Below are 24,406 nucleotides of genomic sequence, written 5' to 3'. Positions count from 1 at the left end.
AGGCCTTGCTGTTTACCTCGTAATCACGGGCACGCGCGGTGCCAAAGCACACATCAATTCATAACCCACCGTGCCACAGTGGCTTGCCACATCATCGATTTTAATTTCTTTGCCCCACAGCTCGACTGGCGTGCCAATACCGGCCTGCGGGCATGGCGTTAAATCGACTGCCAGCATATCCATCGAGACGCGCCCTACTGTGCCTGTACGAACACCGTCCACCAGCACCGGCGTGCCGTCGGGCGCAATACGCGGATAGCCATCAGCATAACCGCAAGCCACTATTCCGATGCGCTGTTCCTGCGTTGCGGTGTAACAGCGACCATAGCCGACAGTGTCACCCGGTTTCAGGTTTTGCACGCCAATGATTTCACTGCTGAGCGTCATCACCGGTTTCAGTCCACTGTTGGCGATATCCTGCCATTTCCCGGACGGGGACGCGCCATAAAGCACAATACCTGGGCGAACCCAGTCGAAATGCGCTTCAGGATGCCAGAGCGTGGCGGCGGAGTTAGACAACGAGCGTGGGCAGTCAAGCCCTTCTGCCGCTTGTTCAATCTGCGCCATTGCTTCAGTGATGCCTTCCGGATTTTCTGCATCAGCGAAATGCGACATCAGCGTCATGTCGCTGACGTTGCTCATCCCACGCAGCTGCTTCCAGACGGTATGGATTTTATCGGGCGTGAAACCAAGGCGGTTCATGCCGCTGTTCACCTTCACGTAAACATCCAGCGGAGCCTGCAGGCGCGCATTTTGCAGTGCTTTAAGCTGCCAGTTGCTGTGCACCGTGGTGGTGAGTCGGTACTGGTCATAAAGCGGTAAATCTTCAGCGTGGAAAAAGCCTTCCAGCATCAGGATCGGGCCTTTCCAGCCGCGCTCTCGCAACAGAACGGCCTCTTCCAGGTTGAGCATCGCGAAACCATCAGTATCGTTCAATGCCCCCCAGATACGCTCCAGACCGTGACCATAGGCGTTGGCCTTAACCACTGACCAGACGCGAGAATCCGGTGCCGCACGGCGAACAACGGAGAGGTTCTGCCGTAGCGCCTGTAAATCAAGGCTGGCAAGAACAGGACGAGACATAACTGCTCCTTAGTTGTGCGCGCCGTGCAAATGCTGTGGGCGCGACGGCGTAAAGCCTGACTGGTAGCGGGCGGCGCTCAAATCATCGTAAGGAATGGCCGGTGTGCGACCCGAGATAAGGTCACTCAACAGCTGGCCGGAACCACAAGCCATGGTCCAGCCGAGCGTACCATGCCCGGTGTTGGTCCAGAGATTTTTAAAGGGAGTGCGACCCACAACCGGCGTGCCATCTGGTGTCATCGGACGCAGACCTGTCCAGAATGTCGCCTGCTCAACGTGACCGCCGCGCGGGAACAGATCGCGTACTACCATCTCCAGCGTTTCACGACGTGGCTGTAACAACTCGGTGTTAAAGCCGACAATTTCAGCCATCCCACCCACGCGGATACGATTGTCGAAACGAGTGATCGCAATCTTGTAAGTTTCATCAAGGATAGTTGAAACCGGCGCACCATTGTCTTCTTTCACCGGAATGGTGAGTGAGTAGCCTTTCAACGGGTAGACAGGAATATCGAGAATGCCTTTGAGCATCGCGGTGGAATATGAGCCGAACGCCATCACATAAGCATCCGCTTTAATAATTTCATCGCCGCATTTCACGCCGTAAATCTGGTCGCCCTCAGACAGAAGACGGTCCACTGGCGTATTAAAGCGAAACACCACTCCTGCCTCTTCCGCCATTTTCGCCAGACGCTGCGTGAATAACTGACAGTCGCCAGTTTCATCATTTGGCAGACGCAGGCCGCCGGTGAGTTTGTGGGCAACCTCTGCCAGCGCGGGTTCAACTTCCGCCAGACGGCTGGCTTCGAGCAGCTGATAAGGGACGCCTGCATCCTGTAACACGGCGATGTCGCGGGTGGCGTTCTCATACTGTTGTTCAGTACGGAACAGCTGCAAGGTGCCGCCCTGACGACCTTCGTATTCAATGCCCGTGGTGTCGCGCAAGGCTTTCAGGCAGTCGCGGCTGTATTCCGCGAGCCGCACCATGCGGCCTTTATTTTCCATATAGTGGCGAGTGTCGCAGTTGCGCAGCATCTGCCACATCCATTTCAACTGGAACTGGGTGCCATCCAGGCTGATGGCCAGCGGCGCGTGGCGCTGGAACATCCATTTAATGGCTTTCAGTGGCACACCTGGTGCTGCCCAGGGAGCAGCGTAGCCCGGTGAGATCTGCCCGGCGTTAGCCGCGCTGGTTTCCAGCGCGGGCCCCGGTTCCCTGTCGATGACCGTGACCTCATGCCCGTCCTGGCGCAAATACCAGGCGCTGGCCACGCCCACAACTCCACTTCCCAGGATGACGATTCGCATAGCGACTCCAGATACGTAAAAGAACAATCTTCTGATTACAAATTGATAACCCAGTTGAAAATATTATTCAACATACGCTTTATTTATGGTGACTTATCTCACACCCAGCCGCGCTATAAAGGTATGCAAGGATTTGCGATCTTTTGCTCTCGCCCTGAATTCGTCAGCACAAAATTCTGCAAATCATGAAAAACATCGCCGTTGACGCAGGGAAATCGCGAAGAAAATATTTTGCCGATCGCGCATTACGTTTTGAGTGTTCTATTCTTGATATGAGGCTCTCCAGACAGAGAGGGCCATCAACAACGAGGGCGCGCTAATGGCTACGATTGATTCCATGAATAAGGACACCACACGTCTGAGCGATGGACCCGACTGGACCTTCGAACTGCTGGACACCTATCTGGCGGAAATCGATCGGGTGGCAAAACTGTACCGTCTTGACACCTATCCTCACCAAATCGAAGTCATTACCTCCGAACAGATGATGGATGCTTACTCCAGCGTCGGGATGCCTATCAACTATACCCACTGGTCGTTCGGCAAAAAATTCATCGAAACGGAGCGGCTCTACAAACACGGGCAGCAAGGGCTGGCGTATGAAATCGTCATTAACTCCAACCCGTGTATCGCCTATTTGATGGAAGAGAACACCATGACCATGCAGGCGCTGGTGATGGCGCACGCCTGCTACGGGCATAACTCTTTCTTCAAGAATAACTACCTGTTCCGCAGCTGGACCGATGCCAGCTCGATTGTCGATTACCTGATTTTCGCCCGCAAATACATTACCGAGTGCGAAGAACGCTATGGCGTGGATGAGGTCGAGAAGTTGCTCGACTCATGTCATGCGCTGATGAACTACGGCGTTGACCGCTACAAACGCCCGCAGAAAATCTCCTTGCAGGAGGAGAAAGCCCGGCAAAAAAGCCGTGAAGAATATCTGCAAAGTCAGGTGAATACCCTGTGGCGTACTCTGCCGAAGAAAGAGGAAGAGAAAATTGTCGCCGAAGCGCGGCGCTACCCTTCCGAACCGCAGGAAAACATTCTCTACTTTATGGAGAAAAACGCGCCGCTGCTGGAGTCCTGGCAGCGTGAGATCCTGCGTATCGTGCGCAAAGTCAGCCAGTATTTTTATCCGCAGAAGCAGACTCAGGTGATGAACGAAGGCTGGGCGACATTCTGGCACTACACCATTTTGAATCACCTGTATGACGAAGGAAAAGTGACTGAGCGCTTTATGCTGGAGTTCCTGCACAGCCATACCAACGTGGTGTTCCAGCCGCCGTACAACAGCCCCTGGTACAGCGGCATCAACCCGTATGCGCTGGGCTTTGCCATGTTCCAGGACATCAAACGCATTTGTCAGTCGCCCACCGAAGAAGACAGGTACTGGTTCCCGGACATTGCGGGCTCTGACTGGCTCGAGACACTGCATTTCGCGATGCGGGATTTTAAAGATGAAAGCTTTATCAGCCAGTTCCTGTCACCGAAAGTGATGCGAGATTTCCGGCTGTTTACCGTGCTCGATGACGATCATAACAACTTCCTGGAGATCTCAGCGATCCACAACGAGGAAGGCTACCGTGAAATTCGTAATCGTCTCTCTTCCCAGTACAACCTGAGTAACCTGGAGCCGAACATTCAGGTCTGGAATGTGGATTTACGCGGAGATCGTTCGCTGACGCTGCGTTATGTGCCGCACAACCGCGCGCCGCTGGATATGGGGCGTCGGGAAGTGTTGAAGCATGTGCATCGCCTGTGGGGATTTGACGTGTTGCTTGAGCAGCAAAACGCCGATGGCAGCGTGGAATTGCTGGAGCGTTGCCCGCCGAGACAGAATCTGCTTTAGGCATAAAAAAACCGGGGAAACCCGGTTTTTTTCTCTCTGAAATTTGTCGGCCAGATCAGCGGCTGTGCATCGCCAAATCGCCAGGCAGCGTTTTCTGCATTTTGTGCCAGATAAGACCAGACTCATGACCATAGCGACGCACGGTTTCGTACACCTGATCGTGCAGACCTTCCTCGCACACTTTCGCCAGCTGATGGTAGAAGCCCAGCGCCAGGCTGCGTGCTTCAGGGCTGGCAAAATAGTGACGACCGATGCGGGTATACAGGCCTTTCATGCCGTTGAGGATCAGACCGTAAATCGGGTTACCGGACGCAAACGCCAGGCCGCGGAAAATGCTGTAATCGAGTTCAGCGAACGCATCCGCATGATCTTCCACTTCACGCGCCGTCGCCAGCACGGCCAGAGCATCTTCAGGATGCTGGCGGAAAGCGGTACGAATAAAGATGGTGGCGATGTTGGTGCGCACCGACAGCAAGTTATCAATCAGCTGTGGGACGCGATCGTGATCCAGACGCGCCAGCGTTTCGAGAATGTTTAAGCCCGACGTTTCCCAGAAATTATTGACCTTCGTCGGTTTGCCATGCTGTATGGTCAACCAGCCGTCGCGGGCCAGTCGCTGCAACACTTCGCGTAACGTTGTGCGTGTTACACCGATCAGTTCAGAAAGTTCGCGTTCTGCTGGCAGGATAGTTCCAGGGGCAAAGCGGTTATTCCAGATACTTTCAATGATGTACTCTTCCGCGAAACCCGCCGGGCTCTGCGCCTTAATGACCATAGTGAGATTTCCATTACACAGCGTTGCAAATATGGCACTCATCATACCAGAGCCAATGAGGTGCAGATAGCGCAGTGCTGCAATTAAACGGGATCGCCGTTTCATTTTCTCAAAATTGAGACACCCGCTGCGCTTGATCCCCGCGCGCGCAGGCACGATACTTCCTCTTCTCTTTCAGGAAACTGAATTCTTTTGACGGGATCGGAACTCTGTCGTGGAAATATCAACTTCTCGTGCGCTGTGGCGCAATTTTCTGGGTCAGTCACCTGACTGGTACAAGCTCACGCTTCTCATCTTCCTGGCAATCAACCCGATTGTCTTCTTTATTGACCCGTTCGTCGCTGGATGGCTGCTGGTGGCGGAGTTTATCTTTACCCTCGCGATGGCCCTGAAATGCTATCCCTTGCTGCCTGGCGGTTTGCTGGCGATTGAAGCCGTGGCGATTGGCATGACCAGCGCGGAACATGTGCGCGAGGAGATTGCCGGAAACCTGGAAGTGCTGTTGCTGCTGGTGTTTATGGTCGCGGGCATCTATTTCATGAAGCAGCTTCTGCTGTTCATTTTCACGCGCCTGCTGTTAACCATTCGCAGCAAACAAATCCTTTCGCTCGCTTTTTGTCTTGCCGCCGCGTTTTTGTCCGCTTTCCTTGATGCTTTGACCGTTGTGGCGGTGATTATCAGCGTCGCCGTGGGCTTTTATGGCATTTACCACCGTGTCGCTTCCTCTCGCCCTAACGATAATGACATGCTCGATGACAGCCATATTGAGATCCACAATCGCGAGGTTCTCGAGCAATTCCGAGGTTTCTTGCGCAGCCTGATGATGCACGCTGGTGTCGGGACCGCACTGGGCGGCGTGATGACCATGGTGGGCGAACCTCAGAATCTGATCATTGCCAAAACGGCGGGTTGGCATTTTGGTGAGTTCTTCTTGCGCATGCTGCCTGTTACCTTGCCCGTCTTCGTCTGCGGCTTGCTGACCTGCCTGTTGGTCGAGAAATTCAAATGGTTTGGGTACGGCGAGCAGTTACCGGAGAGCGTCCGTGAAGTTCTGAAGGATTATGATACCCGCAGCCGTGAACAGCGTACGCGCCAGGAAACAGTGAAGCTGGTTGTTCAGGGCATTATTGGTGTCTGGTTGGTGGTGGCGCTTGCGTTGCATCTTGCCGAAGTCGGCTTAATTGGTCTGACGGTGATCATTCTGGCGACGTCTCTGACCGGTGTGACGGATGAACATGCCATTGGTAAAGCCTTTACCGAAGCGTTGCCTTTTACCGCCCTGCTTACCGTGTTTTTCGCGGTGGTGGCGGTCATTATCGATCAGCACCTGTTTGCCCCGATTATCGAGTTCGTGCTGCAAGCTTCTCCGCACGCTCAGCTGTCGCTGTTCTATCTGTTCAACGGGTTACTCTCCTCCATTTCCGATAACGTGTTTGTGGGGACGGTTTACATCAATGAAGCCAAAACTGCGCTTGAACATGGCGCGATTACCCTGCCACAGTTCGAGATGCTGGCGGTCGCCATTAATACCGGCACCAACCTGCCTTCGGTTGCCACCCCGAACGGCCAGGCCGCCTTCCTGTTCCTGCTGACGTCAGCGCTGGCGCCACTCATTCGCCTTTCCTATGGAAGAATGGTGTGGATGGCTCTGCCTTATACCGTCGTTCTGACGCTAGTCGGGTTACTGTGTGTAGAGCTCACACTCATCCCTTACACCGAATGGCTGACGGCCACAGGCCTTATCAGCAGCACCCCATTGCCGCTACATTAAGCCTGCTCTGATTGACGCCCGGGCATTTTCCCGGGCGTTTCACACCCTTTTACGCAATAATTTCGGTCGGCATAGTGGCGCGGTAAATGTTTTCGTTTACACTGCGGTGTCTTAGCACGTTCCAGGGAAATGATTATGTTGCGATTTTTAAACCAGTGCTCGCGCGGTCGCGGAGCATGGTTGTTATTAGCGTTGACCGCTTTTGCGTTGGAGATGGTGGCGCTGTGGTTCCAGCACGTGATGCTGCTGAAACCTTGCGTCCTTTGCATCTACGAGCGTTGCGCGCTGTTCGGTGTGATGGGGGCAGGCATTGTGGGTGCCATCGCACCAAAATCGCCGTTACGTTTTGCCGCCATTGCTATCTGGATTTACAGCGCGATTCGCGGGCTTCAGCTGGCATGGGAACACACCATGATCCAGCTTCACCCTTCTCCGTTCCAGACCTGCGACTTTGCGGCCCGCTTCCCGACGTGGCTGCCTTTGGATAAATGGCTGCCTCAGGTCTTCGTGGCCAGCGGTGACTGCTCCGTGCGTCAGTGGGAATTTCTGAGTCTTGAAATGCCACAGTGGCTGGTTGGTATCTTCGCGGCATTCCTGATTGTCGCGCTGCTGGTGCTGATTGCCCAGCCTTTCAAACCGAAGAAACGTGACCTGTTTGGTCGCTAATAACCAGCAAAAAGGCAACCCCGGTTGCCTTTTTTAATGTTTGCTCCTCCATCAAAGCGCGCCTCCGGGCGCGTTTTTTTATGCCTTCATCAAGCCAATACCGTCACAAACTGTGGGTAAATCATGGAGATAATGAAACCAAATGTGACAAAACAGGTTGTCAAGTTATCAATAATGAATATCATAACGATAACTATTATCAATATCTAAACACACCTTGTCATACTTTTGGGGATCCATAACGATGAAGCGCTCCTGCCTTTGGGTGTTAAACCCGTGCTTGCTTGCCATGCTTTCCGCCTCGGCCATGGCGGAAGATAACAAAGAAGATACGCTGGTCGTCTCTGCCAGCCGTGCCAACCACACCGTCGCCGAGATGGCACAAACCACCTGGGTGATTGAACAGGCTGAAATTGAACAGCAGGTTCAGGGCGGTAAAGAGCTGAAAGATGTGCTGGCTCAGCTGATCCCAGGCATGGACGTCAGCAGCCAGGGGCGCACCAACTACGGCATGAATCTACGCGGACGTTCAATGATGGTGATGGTTGATGGCGTGCGCCTGAACTCCTCACGCAGCGACAGTCGCCAGCTTGATTCTATCGATCCGTTTAACATCGCGCATATTGAAGTCATTTCCGGTGCCACTTCGCTCTACGGCGGCGGTAGCACCGGCGGCCTGATCAACATCGTGACGAAAAAAGGCCAGCCTGACAGAGAAGTAGAATTCCAGACTGGCGCTAAAAGCGGGTTCAATAGCCATAACGATCATGATGAAAACGTGGCGGCGGCAATCAGCGGTGGCAATGACAATGCCTCCGGCCGTTTGTCAGTGTCGTACCAGCGTTACGGCGGCTGGTATGACGGCAACGGTGATGAAGTCATCATCGACAATACCCAAACCGGCTTACAGTATTCCGACCGCCTGGACGTGATGGGCACCGGGACAATCAACATTGATGACCACCAGCAGCTTCAGCTCACGACGCAATATTTCAAAAGTCAGTCAGACGGCAAACATGGCCTGTTCCTTGGCGACAACTTTTCTGCGGTCACCCGTGATGCTCAGGCTTACAATAAAGACAACCTCGATTCTGACCGTCTGCCGGGAACCGAACGCCATCTGATCAACCTCCAGTATTCCAATACCGACGTGTGGGGCCAGGAGCTGGTGGCGCAGATTTATTACCGCGACGAGAGCCTGACTTATTACCCCTTCCCTACCCTGAGCAAAGGCAAAGTCACCAGCATTGGCGCTTCGCAGCAGAAGACAGATTTTTACGGCGGCAAGCTCACGCTCAACAGCAAGCCGGTGGATGATCTGATGCTGACGTGGGGCGTCGATGTCGATCATGAAACCTTCAATGCCAACCAACAATTCTTCGATTTATCCACAGCAGCAGCCAGCGGCGGCATGACGCTGGACAATGCTTATAACGTCGGCCGTTATCCGGGGTATAGCATCACCAATCTTGGGCCCTTCCTGCAGGCGAGCTATGACATTGATGCCATCACCCTTTCCGGCGGCGTGCGTTACCAGTACACCGAAAACAAAGTTGATGATTTTGTCGGCTACGCGCAACAGCAAGCCATCGCCACGGGTAAAGCGACCTCGGCTGATGCCGTGCCGGGTGGGAAAACCGACTACAACAACTTCCTGTTCAACGCCGGTATCCTTGGGCATCTCACTGAGCGCCAGCAGCTTTGGTTTAACTTCTCACAAGGTTTCGAAATTCCTGATCTCGCAAAATATTACGGGTCGGGCAACTACAGCCTGGTGAATGGCCATTATCAGTTGAACAACAGTGTCAACGTGAATGACTCCACCCTTGATGGGATTAAGGTCAATGCGTATGAGCTTGGCTGGCGTCTGACGGGCGATAACCTGCGCACGCAAATCGCGGCTTACTATTCGCTGTCGGATAAGACCATCAACATCAATAAAACAGATATGACCATCACGCTTGAGGACGACAAACGTCGTATCTACGGCGTGGAAGGCCAGGTCGATTACTTCTTTACAGCAAGCGACTGGAGCCTCGGGTCGAACTTCAATGCCATCAAGTCTGAGACCCGTGAAAACGGCAAATGGCAGAAGCTGACGGTCGACAGCGCCAGCCCGTCTAAAGTTAGCGCGTGGGTGAACTGGGCGCCGGGTGACTGGGGTTTACGTCTGCAAAGCACGCAAACATTCGACGTCTCTGATGCAGACGGCAAAAAAATCGATGGCTATAACACGGTGGATTTCCTCGGCAGCTACACCCTGCCGGTGGGCAAAGTCAGCTTTAGCGTCGAAAACTTGCTGGATGAAGACTACACCACAGTCTGGGGTCAGCGTGCTCCGGGGCTTTACAGCCCAACTTATGGCGCACCGGGTTTATATACCTATAAAGGCCGCGGACGCACCTTTGGTCTGAATTACTCCGTCCTGTTCTGATTGTTTCCCCTAAACAAAAATGCCACCGGCGAGTGCGGGTGGCATTTTTTTAGATTCTGCGAATTAGCCCCGGCCGGGGTGATTCATGATGTGATCTTCCCAGTCCACCACATCAGACTCTTTCACTGCAATATTACGCACAGAAATACGTTCGCCATGCATTGCCGCTTTTGACCCCGTCAGCAAAGGGTGCCAGGCTGGGAGCGGTTTTCCTACCGCCAGCAGGCGATACGCGCAGGTTTGCGGCAGCCATTCAAACGTCGGCAAGTTATCACGCGTCAGCTTGATGCAGTCCGGCTCATACTCAAAGCGACGCTCATAGTTCCGACACTGGCAGGTTTTGATGTTCAACTGGCGGCAGGCGACGTTGGTGAAATAGATTTCATCACTGTCTTCATCCATCAGCTTGTGCAGGCAGCACTGGCCGCAGCCGTCACACAAAGATTCCCACTCTGCGTCGGTCATTTGCTCCAGCGTTTTGCTTTGCCAGAAAGGGATGTTGCTCATAGGAATGTCCGCCATTGAAAACCAGGGTGCACCTTATAACCAGTCTGGCATGCGGATGCAAGTTTTGCCGCCCCTGATGGGCGGCAAGGGAGCATTACAGCACTCGGGTGGTTAGCGAGTTGCCGTTGAACGTCACTTCAAGCTCATCACCGCTGTTCAGCGGCCCCACCCCTTCCGGGGTCCCGGTGAGGATCACATCGCCACTTTTCAGGGTGAAGAAGCGGCTCATGTAGGCAATCAGCGGCACAATCTTGTGGATCATGTCAGCCGTGCTGCCCTGCTGGCGAACTTCGCCGTTAATTTTCAGCCCGAGCGGGGTATTTTGCGGATCGCCTTTAAACTCACTCGCAGGAATAAAGCCCGAAATCGGACAGGAGTAATCAAAGCCTTTCGCTTTTTCCCACGGCTGACCCGCTTTCTTCATCTTGCCCTGAATATCACGCAAGGTGAGATCCAACGCGACACCAAAACCTGCGATGGCCTTCATCACGTGCTCTTCTGTTGCCTGGCGTAACGTTCCGCCAATCAGAATCGCCAGTTCGACTTCGTGATGCACAGAGCCCAGACCTTCCGGCAGCACTAACGGCTGACGAATATCACACAGCGCCGTTTCAGGTTTAATAAACAGCACCGGCTCTTCCGGCGTGGCACTGCCCATTTCCTGAATATGCTTCGCGTAATTGCTGCCCACACAAACCACTTTACTGACCGGGTAATCCAGTAGCGCGCCCTGCCAGTTATGATGTTGATACATGCCTGCTCCTGTCGTTGCGTTATTGTTTTCCGCTAGCCTGGAGATGAATCTTGAGTAAATTTTCCGGCGGTGGCGGAAGTTGCAGATAATAACCCTGTTCTTTCAGGGCTGTTTTGACCTTTTCCAGACTGGCATTGACCAATTTTTTACGCCCGTCCAGGGGCAAAACCATCGCTAACTGCGGTTGACCAAATCCCGCCATTAATTCTTCCGGCACACGGGAAAAATCGTCTTTTTTTTCTACATATAAGTAGGTTTGGTCTCGTTTAGGACTTCTGTAGATCACACAAAACATGACTTTTACTCTGAATTAGACTGTGGTTACTTGCCTCTCTATATTTGTGACTATAACATGCCCTGTAGTCTTCGGAATATCGCCGCAGTGGTGCGGGCGATAAATTGAAAATTGAGTAAGGCCAGGATGTCAAATACGCCCATCGAACTTAAAGGCAGTAGCTTCACGTTATCCGTGGTTCATTTGCACGAGGCAAAACCCGAGGTTATTCGTCAGGCGTTAGAAGACAAAATCGCTCAGGCTCCCGCTTTCCTGCGCCACGCCCCTGTTGTGGTGAATATCAGCAGCCTGGTTGATGTCACGAAATGGCAGCCGCTTCAGCAGGCCATTACCGCAACAGGTTTGCGCATCATGGGCGTTAGCGGGTGTAAAAATCCGCAATTAAAAGCAGAAATCGACAGCGCGGGTATTCCCTTACTGACTGAAGGGAAAGAAAAAATCACCCGTGCCGCACCGGTTGAAGCCCCAGCACCAGCACCAATTGTTACCCCTGTCACAAAAACGAGATTGATTGATACACCGGTTCGTTCCGGTCAGCGCATTTATGCACCAAACTGTGATCTGATTGTGACAAGCCACGTCAGCGCAGGCGCAGAACTGATCGCCGACGGCAATATTCACATCTATGGCATGATGCGGGGACGCGCACTGGCCGGTGCCAGTGGCGACAAAGAAGCACAAATATTTTGTACCCACCTTGCGGCAGAACTGATGTCCATCGCAGGGGTTTACTGGCTGAGTGACAATATCCCGGCCGATTATTATGGCAAAGCGGTCCGTCTGCGTCTGGACGCCGCCGCTCTGACAATTGAACCGTTAAACTAATCCCTTTTTAACAAGGAATTTCTATGGCACGCATTATTGTTGTGACTTCGGGTAAAGGGGGCGTTGGCAAGACCACCTCCAGCGCGGCCATCGCTACTGGTTTGGCCCAGAAGGGAAAGAAAACTGTCGTTATCGATTTTGATATCGGTCTGCGTAACCTTGATTTGATCATGGGTTGCGAACGTCGCGTCGTGTATGACTTCGTTAACGTCATTCAGGGTGATGCGACACTGAATCAGGCGCTGATTAAAGATAAGCGTACCGAAAACCTCTACATTCTCCCGGCTTCGCAGACTCGCGATAAAGACGCGCTGACCTATGAAGGCGTTGAAAAAGTGCTGGAAGAGCTGAAGAAGATGGAGTTTGACTTCATCGTCTGTGATTCCCCGGCCGGTATCGAAACCGGTGCGCTGATGGCGCTCTATTTCGCCGATGAAGCGGTGATCACCACCAACCCGGAAGTCTCTTCCGTACGTGACTCCGACCGTATCCTCGGCATTCTGGCGTCCAAATCCCGTCGTGCCGAAAAAGGCGAAGACCCGATTAAAGAACATCTCCTGCTGACCCGTTACAACCCGGGCCGCGTAAGCAAAGGCGACATGTTGAGCATGGAAGATGTGCTGGAAATTCTGCGCATTAAACTGGTTGGCGTGATCCCGGAAGATCAGTCAGTCCTTCGTGCCTCTAACCAGGGTGAGCCGGTTATTCTGGATACCGAAGCGGACGCAGGCAAAGCCTACGCCGATACGGTAGATCGTCTGCTGGGAGAAGAACGTCCTTTCCGCTTCATCGAAGAAGAGAAGAAAGGTTTCCTCAAACGCCTGTTCGGAGGATAAGTTATGGCATTACTCGACTTTTTTCTCTCACGAAAAAAGAACACCGCCAACATCGCGAAAGAACGTTTACAGATTATCGTCGCGGAACGCCGTCGCAGTGACGCCGAGCCGCATTACCTGCCGCAGCTCAGGAAAGACATTCTTGAGGTGATTTGCAAATACGTGCAGATTGACCCGGAAATGGTCACCGTGCAGTTAGAGCAGAAAGATGGCGATATCTCGATTCTCGAACTCAACGTTACGCTTCCCGAAGCGGAAGAGTCGAAATCCTGATGTGAAAAAACCCCGGACATCCGGGGTTTTTTATTGCGATTCCCCGGTGGCGCTACGCTTACCGGGGCTACAAAGTAGGCCGGGCAAACGCAGTGCCGCCCGGCATTTTTTACCCCGGATACTCAGTCAACAGCGCATTCAGGCGATCGGCCATCAATTCGCCTCGCCAGCCTGACACCAGTTCTGGCAGCGAACTCTGCGGTTTCAGCTTCCAGTGCCAGTTCAGCAACTGATTAATCTGTCGACGCGAGGCCATCAGCTCGACGCTAACGCCCTTCTCGGTACTGACTTCCTGCATCAGGGCTTTAATGGCTTTAAACACTTTGCGGTAGCTCGGCATGTCCATCAGATTCAGCAGTGGTTCAGGCAGCGCTTCTTCCGGAAGTGCTTGTGCTTTTTCGACCAGGCTTATCAACGTTTTGCCATGGAAACGAATTTCGCTGCCTGACAGGCCCAGGCTGTCGAGTTCACCGAGAGAACCCGGCATGTAGCGCGCCACTCTCCATAAGTGTTCTTCACGAACCACGAAATTCACCGCCAGATTACGCTCACGTGCTTTGCGCAAACGCCAGTCCGCCAACAACTTGAGACAGGCGAGCTGACGCGTGCGCAGCTGGGAAGCGTTGGTGATATCACGCCACGCATCAGACGGGTCGACGACTTCCTGGCGGCGCTGCATCATCAGACGGCATTCATCGAGCGCCGCTGGCAACCAGCCGCTGGTGTGAGTTTCATCCATCAGCTTTTTGGCAATCGGCAGTAGATACCAGACGTCTGCCGCCGCGTAATCGCACTGACGCTCTGTCAGTGGGCGCGCCAGCCAGTCGGTACGGGATTCACTCTTATCCAGTGCAATGCCGGTGTACTCTTCCACCATTGCGGCAAAGCCCCACGACATTGGACGACCGCAGAAGGCAGCCAGAACTTGTGTGTCGATCAGCGGATCGGGCAATTCCCCAAACGCATTCAGGAAAACTTCAAGGTCTTCGCTGCCCGCGTGCAAATATTTGGTGACATTTTTGTCCTGCATTAACGCTTTAAAAGGACGCCAGTCGTTGATGGTCAGCGGGTCAATCAACACCACCTGATTGCCATCAAACATCTGAATCAGGCCCAACTGCGGATAATACGTACGGGTGCGAACAAATTCGGTGTCCAGCGCAATAGCTGGGACGTCGCGCGCCGCTTCACAAGCAGCCTGCAGTGCAGCGTCCTCGGTGATCATCTGATAATTCAATTTGTCTTCTCTAGGGTTTGCGCCCATAAAAAACGCCGGCTTAACCGGCGTCTGATGGCGACTGACGTATAGCTCAGGCTTTATTGTCCACTTTAGCGCGGGCTTCGTCACGAAGTTCTCGTCGCAAAATCTTTCCAACATTCGATTTCGGCAGCTCATCGCGGAACTCAACCAGCTTCGGCACTTTGTAGCCGGTCAGTTGGCGGCGACAAAACGTAATCAGCGCTTCTTCGGTCAGCGAGGCGTCTTTCTTAACCACAAAGATCTTCACCGCTTCGCCGCTGCTGCCAGAAGGCACGCCAACGGCCGCCACTTCCTGCACGCCTGAGTGCTGCATCACAACGTCTTCAATTTCGTTCGGATACACGTTAAAGCCCGATACCAGGATCATGTCCTTCTTACGGTCGACGATGCGCATAAAGCCCTCTTCGTCCATCACCGCGATATCACCGGTATGCAGCCAGCCGTTCTTGATGATTTCATCGGTGGCGTCCGGACGTTGCCAGTAACCCAACATCACCTGGGGGCCTTTGACACACAGCTCACCCGGTTCACCCGGCGCGACTTCGTTATTGTCGTCGTCCACCAGCTTCACTTCCGTGGACGGCACCGGCAGGCCAATACTGCCGCTGTGATAGTCTATATCGTGCGGGTTCACACTGACCAGCGGTGCGCACTCTGTCAGGCCATAACCTTCCAGCAAATAGCGCCCGGTCAGTTTTACCCAACGTTCAGCCACGACTTGCTGAACGGGCATGCCGCCACCCGCAGAAAGGCGCATGGTGGAGAAATCGAGCTGCTGGAACTCTTTGTTGTTCAACAGCGCATTGAACAAAGTGTTCACCCCCGTAATGGCAGTGAACGGATATTTCGCCAGTTCTTTCACTAATCCCGGAATATCACGTGGGTTGGTGATCAGCAGGTTTTGTCCGCCCAGTTCAATAAACAGCAGGCAGTTCATGGTCAGCGCAAAGATGTGATAGAGCGGCAGCGCGGTCACCACCAGTTCTTTACCTGGATGGAACAACGGCCCGTAAGTGGCGTGAACCTGCGCGAGATTTGCCAGCATATTACGGTGCGTCAGCATCGCGCCTTTGGCAACGCCGGTTGTCCCGCCGGTGTATTGCAGGAATGCCAGATCTTCAGAGACCACCTCCGGTTTGACGTACTGCATCCGGTAGCCCTGTTGCAGAGCACGACGGAATGAGATGGCATCCGGCAGATGGTATTTCGGCACCAGACGCTTGATATATTTCACCACAAAGTTGACCAGTGTGCCTTTGGCTGTGGAGAGCTGGTCGCCCATACGCGTCAGGATCACGTGGCGAACCTGCGTTTTCTCGACCACTTTTTCCAGCGTGTGGGCAAAGTTGGAGACAATCACAATCGCGCTGGCTCCGCTGTCGTTGAGCTGATGCTCAAGCTCACGCGGTGTGTAAAGTGGGTTCACGTTTACCACAATCATGCCGGCTCGCAGAATGCCAAACAGCGCCACCGGATATTGCAGCAGGTTCGGCATCATCAGCGCCACACGGTCGCCTTTTTGCAGGCCAAGCCCTTCTTGCAGATAGGCGGCAAACGCACGGCTGCGCTCTTCGAGCTTACGGAATGTCATCACCTCGCCCATGTTGGTAAACGCGGGCTGGTCAGCAAAACGGGTTGTCGCCTGTTCGAACAAATCTACCAGGGATTGATAACGGTCAGGATCGATCTCCGCCGGGACATCAGCGGGGTAACGGTTAAGCCAAACCTTTTTCAATGCATCACCTCTGAAATGAGAATTCGTCGTCATCACAACCCCTGTTAATAAACAAACCATTAACAACATATTAACTAATCGTACCAGTTTATTAATTAATCGGATTTAAGGTTGCGAAGCGCGTCACTATTTATTTTTCTTATGTCCGGGAGTCCATCCCACCAAAAAGAAACAGCGGACCAGCCGCTGTCACTTAAGCTAACAAAATCAATCTATTATTCGGTTACGATAGTCTGTACCTGTGCCGGGCCTGGGTTGTACCAGCCCCAGCCACCGTAGCCAGGATAACCACAACGATGGCGGTAGCAGCCACCACCCCAGTACGGGTCAATCGGCTGAGGCGGCATCACGACTTGCTGCGTAATACGCCAGCGTTTAAAGCCTGTGGCCTGCATGACCAGGTAGGTATATTCCGCCGAGCCAATTTTCCCTTTTTGCGTGCCGGTAATCGGCCCCACGACGGTGACCAACTGATTGCGGAAATCGACAGGGTCGAGGAAGCCATTTACATCGGCGTAAACACGCCCAGGGGATGGTGTGCCAAGTGCTGGTCGAGCCCCTTCATCCAACGGGACGGTCGCAATTTCAAGCCGGGTTTTGCCCTGCTGGTTCAGCACGTTAACGACTTTCCCGCCAAAGCGCGCTTCCTGACCGACATACAGCTGCGGGGCCGCCATTACACGGGTCAGATCCTGCTGCGGTGTCGGGCTGGTGCCTTTGATTTCATCGGGAACGGAAACACAGCCACTTAATGCTGCCATCACCAGCCCAGCCAGTAATCCACGCACAACCTGTTTTTGACTCGCCATGGTGCCACTCCTTTATTCTCAGCGATATATACTGAGATTCATTCCCGGCCAGGAAGTTTCTTCCACGCCACTTCATTGCGTAAATAAACCGGTTCGGCATGTTCTACGGCAACAGTGTGGCCCAGAGAAAGCTGGTGTACAGCCAGAGGCAACATGTCTTCTGCCGCGGGTAATAAAACGTCGCCATCGACCAGCGATACCGCACTGTCAGCGGCCATATCCGGCCACGCTGCCCAGCCCGTTCCCACAGTAGCCCACTCACCGCTAAGTTGCTTCAAACGGGCATTAACGGCTTCTGGTTTGAGCACCGCTTCAGTCGCTTCGCCCTGCCAGACACCCTGCTCATCACGCTGATATTCAGCCCAATACACTTCGCCCATGCGCGCGTCAATCGCGGCCAGCACACGGGTTGCGCCTGTTTTGCGAAACGCGCCCTGCGCCATGGTGGCAAGCGTTGAGACGCCGATCATCGGCAGATTCGCCCCAAGCGCCAGGCCTTGTGCAATCCCAATCCCGATGCGCACCCCGGTAAAACTGCCCGGGCCACGGCCAAACGCCAGCGCATCAAGCTCGGTGAGCATGATGCCGGTTTCAGTCAGAGTATCCTGCACCAAAGGCAGAATGCGTTGGGTGTGTTCGCGTGGACAAAGCTCGAAATGAGCACGGATGGCACCGTCATTCCACAGGGCCGCGGAACAGGCCTCCGTGGCGGTATCAATAGCCAGAATTCGCATAGGACGTTGCGCTCTCGCAGGTAGCGTTCAATAAAAAAGGCGCGCATCTTAACACAGTTCGTCACAAATTACGTTAGTGACAACCCGGCAAGAAAGCGCACGGCACGGCTGATATCACGGGTTCGAGGTGTCGGCGGTAAGCTCGACAGGAACACAGCCCCGTAAGGACGCATCACCAGGCGGTTATCGCAAATCACCAACACGCCACGGTCGTCCACATCACGAATTAAACGCCCGACTCCTTGCTTCAGAGTGATAACCGCATCCGGTAACTGGACTTCATCGAAAGGATCGCCGCCACGTAAACGGCAATCTTCCATGCGCGCTTTCAGCAACGGATCTTCCGGAGAGGTGAACGGCAGCTTATCGATTATCACTAACGAAAGCGTATCGCCGCGCACATCCACCCCTTCCCAGAAGCTGCTGGTCGCTACCAGTAGCGCGTTGCCCGCACTCACAAATTGTTGAAGCAACTGGCCTTTGCTGGTTTCGCCCTGCAATAAAACCGGCAAATCCAGCATCGCACGGAAATGCTCTGCCAGCTCGCGCATCATGGCGTGCGAGGTGCAAAGCATAAAGCAGCGGCCATTGTTCGCTTCAATCATTGGGCGCAGCATGGTGGCCAATTGCTTAGCGCCACCGGGCTGGTTCGGTGACGGCAAGTTTCGCGGTACGCACAGCAAGGCTTGCGTCGCGTAGTCGAAGGGGCTGGGCAGCAATAACGATTGCGCGTCGTCAATGCCCAGGCGAGCGGTGAAGTGATGCAAATCGTCATTTACCGACAGCGTCGCAGAGGTGAAAATCCAGCTCCCCTCTTTTTGTGCCATCACTTCTTTAAATTTGTCGGCTACCGTCAGCGGCGTTAACGCCAGCGTGAAATGCCGGGAAGTACATTCGTACCAGTAGCTGAAACCAGGCTGGTTGATCTCTTTTAAACGTTTGAGTCGTGCGCGATAAAGCGTGGCGCGTTCAAATGCCGCATCCAGCAAGGCGGAGCGACCAAGCGAGAGTTTCGCCACGTCATAACAGAGTTCGAGCGCATCATCGAGCAGCAGCAAAGCACGCTGAATGCCGCTGTCAGCCAGCAGCTCACGTAAATTGCCCCGATAGCCGGGTTCACCAAGCTGCAGACGAAAATCCTGCGTCGCTTGCGCCAGACGATCCGAACATTTCTGGAGCTGCTGGGTGTCTTTCAGTTCCGTGCGATAGGCAATGGTGATGTCTTTTGCCATATCCAGAAGCTGGCGGCTGGAAAGCGACTGGCCGAAATACTGGCTGGCAATATCAGGAAGTTGATGGGCTTCATCGAAAATCATCACTTCCGCCTCGGGGATCAACTCCGCAAAGCCGCTCTCTTTCACCACCATATCCGCCAGGAACAGGTGATGGTTCACCACCACCACGTCAGCATCCATCGCTTTTTTACGCGCTTTCACCACAAAACAGTCTTTGTAAAGCGGGCAGTCACTGCCAAGGCAGTTGTCATTAGTACTGGTGACCAGCGGCCAGGCCTGTGAATCTTCAGCGACGCTAACGCAGGTGCTGATGTCGCCATCCACCGTCTGATTTGACCAACTGCGCAGAAGAATGACGTCACTCAGCGTCTGAACCGGTAAATCGCCACCGGCCAACGCCTGTTGCTCAAGGCGCTCCAGACACAGATAGTTCGAGCGCCCTTTTAACAACGCGACTCGGCCTTTAAAGTCCAGAGCCTTTGCCACTGTAGGCAAATCGCGGCTGTAAAGCTGATCCTGCAACGCTTTAGAGCCCGTAGAAATAATGACTTTTTTATTGGCGCGCAGCGCAGGGGCAAGGTAAGCGTAGGTTTTGCCTGTGCCGGTGCCCGCTTCAACCACCAGCGGGCGCGTTTCATTGATGGCGTGCGTCACCGCCTCAGCCATCTGCCGCTGCGGTTCGCGGGGTTTGAATCCGGGGATCGCTTTCGCGAGCTGCCCGTCTGTTGCAAAATCGTCCGTCACACTGCCCCCTGTAAATCTGGACAGTGATTATGTCAGTGCAGGGGGAGATGTGCCAGCCAAAGTGCGTTGAGGCGCACAGGTTAATCAGGTGCACCTCATACTTTATAAAACGATTAACCTGATTCTCTGAATCAAACAAAAATAAAAAAAAGTGAGCCCCTCACAGAATTAACTTTCCGAGCAATTCCATTTACCGAAAACAAACAATCACGCTAATGAAATTCCTAAAAATACTTTTTCTATAATGCCGGCGTTAATTTTTCCGTTCAACACAGTATCATCCAGGCACCGGTTAGATTCCTGTCAGGTTGTTTCATTTATATCACGTCAGGGCGACATGCCATTGAGTCAAGCAGGGCATACTTTCAATACTTCGTCTTCCCTCCCATCGTTAGAAGATGAGTTTCATTTATAGGGTGAATACGCACATGCCAGGTTGCACAAAGAAAAGATTATTAAAACAACTGCAAATGCAGCATGAAAAATTTAAAAAAGGTACATTCGACTATCTGAATTTACAGGGCGCAGACCTTCGCTTCTCTGACCTCAGTTCACTCTGCTTTGAGTTTGTGGATCTGTCAGGTGCTGATCTGTCGCACAGCAATTTGTCTGGTTGTACGTTTTCATCCACTTCCCTGAGCGCCGTTAATCTCAGTTTTTGCGATATCTCTGGATGTGAGTTTCACAATACAGATATCACCGGACTCTGTCTGACAGGAAGCAACATTGAAGCGGCAACATTCAAGGATACCTTTAGCCTTGAGGATGCCGATGGACCTGCCAGCCCTGAGCGTACGGTCTCGATCTATATGCCCACATGGAACCGTGAAGCGCTCGCGATTCGTGCAATTCAGTCAGTGTTAAAGCAAGACTACCCTCATTGGGAGTTGATCGTTATCGACGATAATTCGCCAGACAACAGTACATTGCTGGCTTTTATAGAGGACCTTGCTGATTCAAGGGTTCGTTATATTTTCAATGATTTCTCATCAGGTGCCTGTGGTGTCCGAAACCAGGCCATTGAGCAAGCCCAAGGCAAGTACATCGCAGGGATTGATGATGACGATGAGTGGCTGCCAAACCGATTGACCGCTTTTATGCAGCATCAGCATTTGTTGGCGAATTTTTCATTTCTCTATGCAGATGATTATGTTTGTGAAAATAAAAATTACACCAGCATTGAAGAATTACGTCTCTATCCGAAACCTGCCTTTACGCCAAAACTCTTCTGTAAGCGCAATATTGTTGGCAACCAAATTTTCACGCTCACACAAAGGCTGCGCCATATTCTTTTTGATGTGAATTTATCAGCAGCACAAGACTACGACGCGTTTTACCGACTGAGTCTTGAATATGGCCCACCCTACAAAGTGAAGGCCTGTACGCAAATTCTGTATGTTAACCATGGCGAAGTCAGGATCACTCAATCAAGGAAAAAATTTTCGGGCTACCTGGATTTTTACAGAAAGCATAAAGCTCACTTTGATAAATCCAGCCGCAAGTACCAGCTATTCACATTCTACGCCATTCGGCATAAAAAAATGTCGACCCGGACGTTGTTAAGGCTCCTGACGCTACGCAATCTGAAGCGCTTCGTCACCGATAAACTGACCGTACGCAAGCAGAAATATTAAGCTCGGTACAATAAGGCAAGCCCTTCAAATGGGTGACGCAGCCGCCACATTGTGGCACTCTTGCCGCGTTTAAATGGAAGCTTAAGAGGACACTGAAATGACGATTGTTCGTATTGATGCAGAAGCCCGCTGGTCTGATGTTGTGATCCATAACCAGACAATTTACTACACCGGCGTACCGGAAAACCTGGATGCGGATGCCTTTGAACAAACCGCCAATACCCTGGCGCAGATTGATAAAATCCTGGAAAAACAGGGTAGCGATAAATCTCGCATTCTCGACGCGACCATTTTTCTTGCCGATAAAGCAGATTTTGCTGCAATGAATAAAGCGTGGGATGCGTGGGTGGTGGCCGGTCATGCGCCGGTGCGTTGCACCGTGCAGGCCGGGTTGATGAAACCGCAGTACAAAGTTGAGATTAAGATTGTTGCTGCTGCCTGATTAGCCCCTTCGCCGGGTGGCACTACGTTTACCCGGCCTACTTAACCCGCAAAGGGTGAAGAGTAGGCCTGTGCCAGCAAAGCGCCGCCAGGCAAGAAAGCATTACTCGTCTTCGTCTTCGTCCTCATCCTCGAAGCGAGCCACTATCTGTTCGCCGGTATGACTGGCGCGTATTTCTTTCGCCACCAGTTGGATTGCTTCCCCGCTACTCATTCCCTGTGTCATCAATTCCTGAATGCGCTCGACGGCTTGTTGTTGTTGCTCATGACTCAGTGAAGGTAAACCTGCAAACATGGTGAACTCCTGCTACATTGTTGGCGTTTATTATTTCATGCCGCCTGCCACATAGCCAGCAGGTGGCGCAGATGGATTGAGGTCGATGTTGTCCCCTGCAGTCATTACGCTTCCCTGGCGCGCGGATGCCGCTGAACACTATTTTTCCCCGCTTTCTTCCCTGCCCTGGGCAATGCTGCTGCACTCCGGGCACGCAGACCATGCTCACAACCGTTTTGATATCCTGGTCGCCGATCCCGTCGCGACGTTGCAAACTTGCGGGAAGATCACACGCATTGAAGAAGATGGTCATATTTGTGAATCTGCCGATGATCCGTTGTTGTTACTGAAACAGGCCCTCAGAAAGCATCAGATTAACCCGCAAACAAATGCAGATTTTCCCTTCCAGGGCGGCGCACTGGGTTTGTTCGGTTATGATCTTGGCCGTCGTTTCGAATCCCTGCCGGAACATGCAAAGGCCGATATTGATACGCCAGATATGGCCGTCGGGATTTACCGCTGGGCGTTGATTGTTGACCATCACCGCGAAGTCGTGTCGTTACTGAGCTATGACGATCCGAAACAGCGCCTCGCCTGGCTAGAAAGCGGTTCAAACGCTAAGACCACCGATTTCGAGCTGACTTCCGCCTGGCAATCCAACATGACGCGCGAAACCTATGGTGAAAAGTTTCGTCAGATTCAGGCGTATCTGCAAAGCGGCGACTGTTATCAGGTCAATCTTGCTCAGCGTTTTCAGGCCGATTATCGCGGCGACGAATGGCAGGCATTTAAGCACCTGAACGCTTCAAACCGCGCGCCTTTCAGTGCGTTTCTCCGTTTGCCAGAAAGCGCCATTTTGAGTCTTTCGCCTGAGCGTTTTATTCAGCTTGGGGCGGGCCATATCCAGACTCGCCCAATTAAAGGCACGCTGCCGCGTCTGTCCGACCCGGTCGCCGATGCGCAACAGGCAGAAAAGCTCCGGCTTTCACCAAAAGACCGGGCTGAAAATCTGATGATTGTTGATTTGATGCGCAATGATATTGGTCGCGTTGCCGTGCCCGGTAGCGTTCGTGTCCCCGAATTGTTTGTCGTTGAGCCTTTCCCGGCGGTGCATCATCTGGTGAGTACAATAACTGCTGAATTGCCTGATAACCTGCACGCCACCGATCTGCTGCGCGCAGCGTTTCCTGGCGGGTCGATAACCGGCGCGCCTAAAGTCAGGGCGATGGAAATCATTGATGAACTGGAGCCACATCGCCGTAATGCGTGGTGTGGCAGCATCGGCTATCTCAGTTTTTGCGGCACAATGGACACCAGCATTACTATCCGCACACTGACGGCAACGCAGGGTAAGCTCTCTTGCTCTGCCGGGGGCGGTATCGTCGCCGACAGTGAAGAGCAAGCGGAATATCAGGAAACCTTTGATAAAGTTAACCGTATCCTGCGACAACTGGAGTCTTAACGCATGCCGCACCCGGACCTGAAACTTGATGAGTTTATTTCCCGCTTTCAGCTTTTGCGCCCACAAGCGACCCGGGCCTCGCTGAATCAAAGAAAAGCGGCGGTGCTGATCCCCATCGTGCGCCGGGAAGAACCGGGCCTGCTGTTAACCAAACGCTCTTCTCACCTGCGCAAACATGCCGGGCAAGTCGCTTTTCCCGGTGGCGCAGTCGACAGCAGCGATGCGTCGCTGATAGCCGCGGCACTGCGTGAAGCGCAGGAAGAAGTGGCCATTCCGCCCTCTTCGGTTGAAATCCTGGGCGTGCTGCCCCCCGTGGATAGTGTGACAGGTTTTCAGGTCACGCCTGTCGTGGGCATCATCCCCCCTGACCTTCATTATCATGCAAGCGAAGATGAAGTCGCTGCGGTCTTCGAAATGCCGCTCGCCGAAGCACTGCGCCTTGGGCGCTATCACCCGCTGGATATCCATCGCCGCGGCAATTCACACCGCGTATGGCTCTCGTGGTATCAGCATTATTTTGTCTGGGGAATGACCGCAGGCATTATTCGTGAGCTGGCGCTACAAGTAGGTCTTAAACCCTAACTATACTGTGGTATAGGGCTAATGTGATCCGCTTTACGCTATTAGTAAATTCAAGGTGAAGCATTAGTTTAATTCATGTGAATAGTTAAGCTGCGTTACCGGTTCCCTCTTACACT

General features: G+C 53.1%; 23 protein-coding genes and 1 pseudogene. 12 read left to right on the top strand and 12 right to left on the bottom strand.

Annotated features, from left to right (window positions below; translation table 11 throughout):
* Positions 1–12 precede the first annotated feature (12 nt).
* Both dadX and ACI2I2_RS04330 read right to left on the bottom strand, forming a co-directional pair.
* A complete protein-coding gene (gene dadX, locus ACI2I2_RS04335; RefSeq protein WP_404656779.1) occupies positions 13–1,083 on the bottom strand; it encodes a catabolic alanine racemase DadX in 1,071 nt (356 codons plus the stop codon).
* Positions 1,084–1,092: 9 nt separating this feature from the next.
* Positions 1,093–2,391: a D-amino acid dehydrogenase gene (locus ACI2I2_RS04330; protein WP_404656778.1), complete on the bottom strand. Its 1,299-nt coding sequence runs from the start codon at positions 2,389–2,391 to the stop codon at positions 1,093–1,095.
* A gap of 319 nt (positions 2,392–2,710) precedes the next feature.
* Here ACI2I2_RS04330 and ACI2I2_RS04325 point away from each other — a divergent pair, with 319 nt between their 5' ends.
* The gene (locus ACI2I2_RS04325) at positions 2,711–4,243 is read left to right on the top strand and encodes a SpoVR family protein (RefSeq protein WP_404656777.1); all 1,533 of its coding nucleotides are present in this window, start codon (positions 2,711–2,713) and stop codon (positions 4,241–4,243) included.
* A gap of 55 nt (positions 4,244–4,298) precedes the next feature.
* Here the strand turns inward: ACI2I2_RS04325 and fadR are convergent, their stop codons facing one another.
* Complete coding sequence (gene fadR / locus ACI2I2_RS04320; protein ID WP_404656776.1) at positions 4,299–5,018, bottom strand: fatty acid metabolism transcriptional regulator FadR; 720 nt, start codon at positions 5,016–5,018, stop codon at positions 4,299–4,301.
* Between the two features lie 214 nt (positions 5,019–5,232).
* Between fadR and nhaB the strand changes: the two genes are divergently transcribed.
* The 3 genes from nhaB (at position 5,233) to ACI2I2_RS04305 (ending at position 9,889) form a co-directional block, all read left to right on the top strand.
* Positions 5,233–6,789: a Na(+)/H(+) antiporter NhaB gene (gene nhaB, locus ACI2I2_RS04315; protein ID WP_404656775.1), complete on the top strand. Its 1,557-nt coding sequence runs from the start codon at positions 5,233–5,235 to the stop codon at positions 6,787–6,789.
* A gap of 135 nt (positions 6,790–6,924) precedes the next feature.
* Positions 6,925–7,455, top strand: coding sequence for a disulfide bond formation protein DsbB (gene dsbB, locus ACI2I2_RS04310; RefSeq protein ID WP_404656774.1), 531 nt, complete (start codon positions 6,925–6,927; stop codon positions 7,453–7,455).
* 244 nt (positions 7,456–7,699) lie between these two features.
* A complete protein-coding gene (locus ACI2I2_RS04305) occupies positions 7,700–9,889 on the top strand; it encodes a TonB-dependent siderophore receptor (protein WP_404656773.1) in 2,190 nt (729 codons plus the stop codon).
* A gap of 63 nt (positions 9,890–9,952) precedes the next feature.
* Here the strand turns inward: ACI2I2_RS04305 and ACI2I2_RS04300 are convergent, their stop codons facing one another.
* The 3 genes from ACI2I2_RS04300 to ACI2I2_RS04290 all read right to left on the bottom strand — a co-directional run bounded on the left by ACI2I2_RS04300 (position 9,953) and on the right by ACI2I2_RS04290 (position 11,445).
* Complete coding sequence (locus ACI2I2_RS04300) at positions 9,953–10,396, bottom strand: cysteine cluster protein YcgN (protein WP_404656772.1); 444 nt, start codon at positions 10,394–10,396, stop codon at positions 9,953–9,955.
* Positions 10,397–10,490: 94 nt separating this feature from the next.
* A complete protein-coding gene (locus ACI2I2_RS04295) occupies positions 10,491–11,150 on the bottom strand; it encodes a fumarylacetoacetate hydrolase family protein (RefSeq protein ID WP_404656771.1) in 660 nt (219 codons plus the stop codon).
* Positions 11,151–11,169: 19 nt separating this feature from the next.
* Positions 11,170–11,445: a YcgL domain-containing protein gene (locus tag ACI2I2_RS04290; protein WP_404656770.1), complete on the bottom strand. Its 276-nt coding sequence runs from the start codon at positions 11,443–11,445 to the stop codon at positions 11,170–11,172.
* A 126-nt stretch (positions 11,446–11,571) separates the two neighbouring features.
* On the opposite strand from ACI2I2_RS04290, the gene minC reads away from it, so the two are divergent.
* The 3 genes from minC to minE are packed head-to-tail and all read left to right on the top strand — an operon-like array spanning position 11,572 to position 13,379.
* The gene (gene minC, locus ACI2I2_RS04285) at positions 11,572–12,270 is read left to right on the top strand and encodes a septum site-determining protein MinC (RefSeq protein WP_404656769.1); all 699 of its coding nucleotides are present in this window, start codon (positions 11,572–11,574) and stop codon (positions 12,268–12,270) included.
* 23 nt (positions 12,271–12,293) lie between these two features.
* Positions 12,294–13,106, top strand: coding sequence for a septum site-determining protein MinD (gene minD, locus ACI2I2_RS04280; protein WP_330983561.1), 813 nt, complete (start codon positions 12,294–12,296; stop codon positions 13,104–13,106).
* Positions 13,107–13,109: 3 nt separating this feature from the next.
* Positions 13,110–13,379 (top strand): cell division topological specificity factor MinE, encoded by a 270-nt coding sequence (gene minE / locus ACI2I2_RS04275; protein ID WP_064544824.1) that lies wholly within the window; start codon positions 13,110–13,112, stop codon positions 13,377–13,379.
* 109 nt (positions 13,380–13,488) lie between these two features.
* On the opposite strand, the gene rnd is transcribed toward minE, so the two are convergent.
* From rnd to ACI2I2_RS04250, 5 genes are all read right to left on the bottom strand, one after another.
* Positions 13,489–14,616 (bottom strand): ribonuclease D, encoded by a 1,128-nt coding sequence (gene rnd, locus ACI2I2_RS04270; protein ID WP_404656768.1) that lies wholly within the window; start codon positions 14,614–14,616, stop codon positions 13,489–13,491.
* A 73-nt stretch (positions 14,617–14,689) separates the two neighbouring features.
* Positions 14,690–16,375, bottom strand: coding sequence for a long-chain-fatty-acid--CoA ligase FadD (gene fadD / locus ACI2I2_RS04265; RefSeq protein ID WP_404656921.1), 1,686 nt, complete (start codon positions 16,373–16,375; stop codon positions 14,690–14,692).
* 215 nt (positions 16,376–16,590) lie between these two features.
* Positions 16,591–17,184, bottom strand: coding sequence for a Slp family lipoprotein (locus tag ACI2I2_RS04260; protein WP_404656767.1), 594 nt, complete (start codon positions 17,182–17,184; stop codon positions 16,591–16,593).
* Between the two features lie 38 nt (positions 17,185–17,222).
* On the bottom strand, positions 17,223–17,918 hold the full coding sequence (gene tsaB, locus ACI2I2_RS04255; protein ID WP_404656766.1) for a tRNA (adenosine(37)-N6)-threonylcarbamoyltransferase complex dimerization subunit type 1 TsaB: 696 nt from the start codon (positions 17,916–17,918) through the stop codon (positions 17,223–17,225).
* A gap of 68 nt (positions 17,919–17,986) precedes the next feature.
* Entirely contained in the window at positions 17,987–19,897 is a 1,911-nt protein-coding gene (locus ACI2I2_RS04250) for an ATP-dependent DNA helicase (RefSeq protein WP_404656765.1), read from the bottom strand.
* Positions 19,898–20,295: 398 nt separating this feature from the next.
* Here ACI2I2_RS04250 and ACI2I2_RS04245 point away from each other — a divergent pair.
* The 3 genes and pseudogenes from ACI2I2_RS04245 to ACI2I2_RS04235 form a co-directional block, all read left to right on the top strand.
* Positions 20,296–20,655 (top strand): annotated as a pseudogene (locus tag ACI2I2_RS04245) (pentapeptide repeat-containing protein); the annotation flags it as partial.
* A 45-nt stretch (positions 20,656–20,700) separates the two neighbouring features.
* Complete coding sequence (gene wcaA, locus ACI2I2_RS04240) at positions 20,701–21,531, top strand: colanic acid biosynthesis glycosyltransferase WcaA (protein ID WP_404656920.1); 831 nt, start codon at positions 20,701–20,703, stop codon at positions 21,529–21,531.
* Positions 21,532–21,628: 97 nt separating this feature from the next.
* Positions 21,629–21,973: a RidA family protein gene (locus ACI2I2_RS04235; protein ID WP_404656764.1), complete on the top strand. Its 345-nt coding sequence runs from the start codon at positions 21,629–21,631 to the stop codon at positions 21,971–21,973.
* Positions 21,974–22,075: 102 nt separating this feature from the next.
* Here the strand turns inward: ACI2I2_RS04235 and ACI2I2_RS04230 are convergent, their stop codons facing one another.
* Positions 22,076–22,267 (bottom strand): YoaH family protein, encoded by a 192-nt coding sequence (locus ACI2I2_RS04230; protein WP_404656763.1) that lies wholly within the window; start codon positions 22,265–22,267, stop codon positions 22,076–22,078.
* An 85-nt stretch (positions 22,268–22,352) separates the two neighbouring features.
* Here ACI2I2_RS04230 and pabB point away from each other — a divergent pair, with 85 nt between their 5' ends.
* Together pabB and ACI2I2_RS04220 are read left to right on the top strand one after the other, a co-directional pair.
* Positions 22,353–23,708, top strand: coding sequence for an aminodeoxychorismate synthase component 1 (pabB, locus tag ACI2I2_RS04225; RefSeq protein ID WP_404656762.1), 1,356 nt, complete (start codon positions 22,353–22,355; stop codon positions 23,706–23,708).
* A 3-nt stretch (positions 23,709–23,711) separates the two neighbouring features.
* Positions 23,712–24,290, top strand: a complete 579-nt coding sequence (locus ACI2I2_RS04220) for a CoA pyrophosphatase (RefSeq protein ID WP_330983569.1) — start codon at positions 23,712–23,714, stop codon at positions 24,288–24,290.
* The last annotated feature ends 116 nt before the right edge of the window (positions 24,291–24,406 follow it).

It is taken from the genome of Scandinavium sp. NPDC088450, from assembly GCF_044900545.1.
Classification (GTDB): Bacteria; Pseudomonadota; Gammaproteobacteria; order Enterobacterales; family Enterobacteriaceae; genus Scandinavium.
The sequence above is the reverse complement of the archived record's forward strand: the minus strand, read 5'-3'. Positions and strand labels throughout refer to the sequence as shown.